We start from the raw sequence: 2594 nt of genomic DNA, 5'->3' as shown, positions 1-2594 counted from the left end.
CTTGCCCTGTAAACGAAAAAACCACCCTGGCAGGTGGTTTTTCGAAGGTTAGGTAATCCTGGCAGATCCCCTAACCGTGGTAACAGTCTTGTGCGAGACATGTCACCAAATTTGTCCTTTCAGTGTAGCCTCACTAAGGCCGCCACTTCAAGAACTCTTGAGACATCTCTCGCACATCCTGTTTGCCAATGGCCGTTGCCAATGGCGATTAGTCGTGTCTTTCCGGGTTGGACTCAAGTTGATAGTTACCGGATAAGGCGCAGCGGTCGGACTGAACGGGGGGTTCGTGCATACAGTCCATCCTGGAGCGAACTGCCTTCCCGGAACTGAGTGTCAGGCGTGGAATGAGAAACCGCGGCCATAACAGCGGAGTGACACCGGTAAACCGAAAGGCAGGAATGCGGGGGAGCACGAGGGAGCCACCAGGGGGAAACGCCTGGTATCTTTAAGCCGCATCGGGTTTCGCCACCACTGATTTGAGCGTCAGATTCTGTGATGCTTGTCAGGGGGGCGGAGCCTATGGAAAAACGGCTTTGGCGCGGCCTTATGCTTTCTTCGTTAAGTATCTTCCTGGCATCCCCCAGGAAATTTCTGATCCATCCGTAAGCCCGTCCCGCTCGCCGCAGCCGAACGACCGAGCGGAGCGAGTCAGTGAGCGAGGAAGCGGAATATATTCTGTATCACATTTTCTCCTGACGCGTTTTCTTTCACTTTCTGCGCCTGTCTTATGTGGCATTAATGCTATGTGTTACTGCCATGCTACATCTTAAGCCAGTATACACTCCGCTAGTGCTCCGTGACTGGTCCGGCGCTGCGCCCGGAACCCGCCTGTACCGGTTCAGCAGCCGTTCCGGCCTGACTGCAATTTTTTTTTTTTCATCCCTGCCCGCTACCCTGTAAACCTTTCTTCTGCGTTGCCGTTAACAGTAGGTAAGCCATGTTTGGTTTTTCTTCCGGAGCCCTGATGACTCTTAGTGATGATGAGCGACACCTGCTTGTGTCCGTTGTTTCGGTCTGGCTACGGCGTGCCGGAGGGGATGCCGGAGCCATGATGCTGGATGCATACCGGCAGATTTTGTCTGAAACCGAACCGGCCGTAAGGACTGTCATGCTCGAATTTCTTGAATCCGTTCGCATTCATTACATTTCGTCCTGAGCATTTTCTGTATTTCTGTCCATACTTAAACGAGGCGGCCGTCACGGACGGTGGTCGTCGTTCCATGATGCTGTTATGGACGAGTGAGAGTAATCTAATCTAACTTGATTGAGTTCCGGGCGTGCCGCCCGGTTTTTTTTGCTGTTTCCCGGTGTCCGTTCCGGGACAGGATGTGCATTTGTAATACCGCGCACGCGCCGGCATCACAAATACCCTGGTCAGGGCTGCGCCCCGACACCCCGCCATCGCCTCACGGCCGCGCACTGAATTGCGCACCCGTTCACCGATTTTCACGCATTTTCCTCGCCTATCTGTGCGTTCAGCATGGCGTAAAGCGCTTCGGCCTGATCGTGCAGGTGCTCACAGCAGCCGGCAGCCTCATCCAGATCCATCTGCTCGAGCCGCTCAAGGAGGAGAAGTGTCTGTGCGCGGATAAATTTGGCCATATTGAGGGCGGCGGATTCCTGTCTGGTCACTGGTGATTTTCCCCGTCTGGTGATGATTTTTGCGTGAAAAGAGCATGGCGTCATTCTGGTGCATAGTCATGCATGCCGTTAAAATTTAACAGGCGCGTTTCTGACGGGTTCCGGGGTGGTTTGTTGTGGTTTTTGTCATGGTTTCGTCAGGAACGCGCTGAACGCGTCTCAGGCGGTGCGGGCAACGGATGTTATGGTAAATTCTTGGGGGCTTGATTATAAAATACCGCACTTCCTCTTATGTCTTGTGCTTTTTAGACAACCCTGAAAGCTTTTAGCTTTGGTGATGCAATTTGCTGGGATTTTGGCGGAGAACCACAGGTAAAGAAAAAGGCCACATTAGCGGCCTTTTTCGGAGAAGATGCTCAGTGCGGAATTTCGGAGACTTCTTTAACGTCGGTTTTATTGATCTGCTGTTTGACACCATTCGCGTCTGTATAGCCAAGCAGGCCTGAGTCTGATTCTTTAGGTTTGCCGTCGCTGACAATAGTGCGACCGTCATTGGTGTGTATGGCATAGCTTGTGCGCGTGCAGCCGGTGAGGGCTGAAAGCGCAACTGCCGCTGCGAACACTGAAACAAAAATCTTTTTCAAAGCCAGCTCCTTTTATCCATATCAGTTTTGGTCACTAACCATCTAACTATAGGTCATTTTTTATGTGAAAAGAGGCTTGATGGTGGGCTGTATATCGAGTTAGGCGCGAGGTGCTATGGTCAAAGTGTGGTGTCAGGCGGGGAGGAGGCTTATATGAGATGTAATCCGGCCGATACATATACCAAGATGATTTAAGTATTCCTCTTTGTGAGGTTGGATGTCTAATTTATAAAGGATCTTCTTGAGATCCTTTTTTTCCGCGCGTAATCTCTTGCCCTGTAAACGAAAAAACCACCCTGGCAGGTGGTTTTTCGAAGGTTAGGTAATCCTGGCAGATCCCCTAACCGTGGTAACAGTCTTGTGCGAGAC

3 protein-coding genes are annotated in these 2594 nt (G+C 51.4%); 1 reads left to right on the top strand and 2 read right to left on the bottom strand.

The window, feature by feature from the left end; translation table 11 throughout:
* Positions 1–937 precede the first annotated feature (937 nt).
* The gene (locus ACNQ0W_RS24965; protein WP_198129632.1) at positions 938–1156 is read left to right on the top strand and encodes a hypothetical protein; all 219 of its coding nucleotides are present in this window, start codon (positions 938–940) and stop codon (positions 1154–1156) included.
* Positions 1157–1446: 290 nt separating this feature from the next.
* On the opposite strand, the gene ACNQ0W_RS24960 is transcribed toward ACNQ0W_RS24965, so the two are convergent.
* Positions 1447–1632 (bottom strand): Rop family plasmid primer RNA-binding protein, encoded by a 186-nt coding sequence (locus tag ACNQ0W_RS24960; protein WP_013772937.1) that lies wholly within the window; start codon positions 1630–1632, stop codon positions 1447–1449.
* Between the two features lie 365 nt (positions 1633–1997).
* Positions 1998–2225, bottom strand: coding sequence for a YgdI/YgdR family lipoprotein (locus ACNQ0W_RS24955; RefSeq protein WP_021243043.1), 228 nt, complete (start codon positions 2223–2225; stop codon positions 1998–2000).
* Between the last annotated feature and the right edge of the window lie 369 nt (positions 2226–2594).

It is taken from the genome of Enterobacter cloacae complex sp. 6730903 (genome assembly GCF_048283985.1).
GTDB lineage: Bacteria > Pseudomonadota > Gammaproteobacteria > Enterobacterales > Enterobacteriaceae > Enterobacter > Enterobacter hormaechei_C.
Note: the sequence above shows the minus strand (reverse complement) of the source record. Positions and strands in the feature narration are given on the sequence as shown.

Excerpts from the sequence above, each read along its gene's own strand:
- ACNQ0W_RS24965 (WP_198129632.1), top strand. The coding sequence starts at position 938 with ATGTTTGGTTTTTCTTCCGGAGCCCTGATGACTCTTAGTGATGATGAG.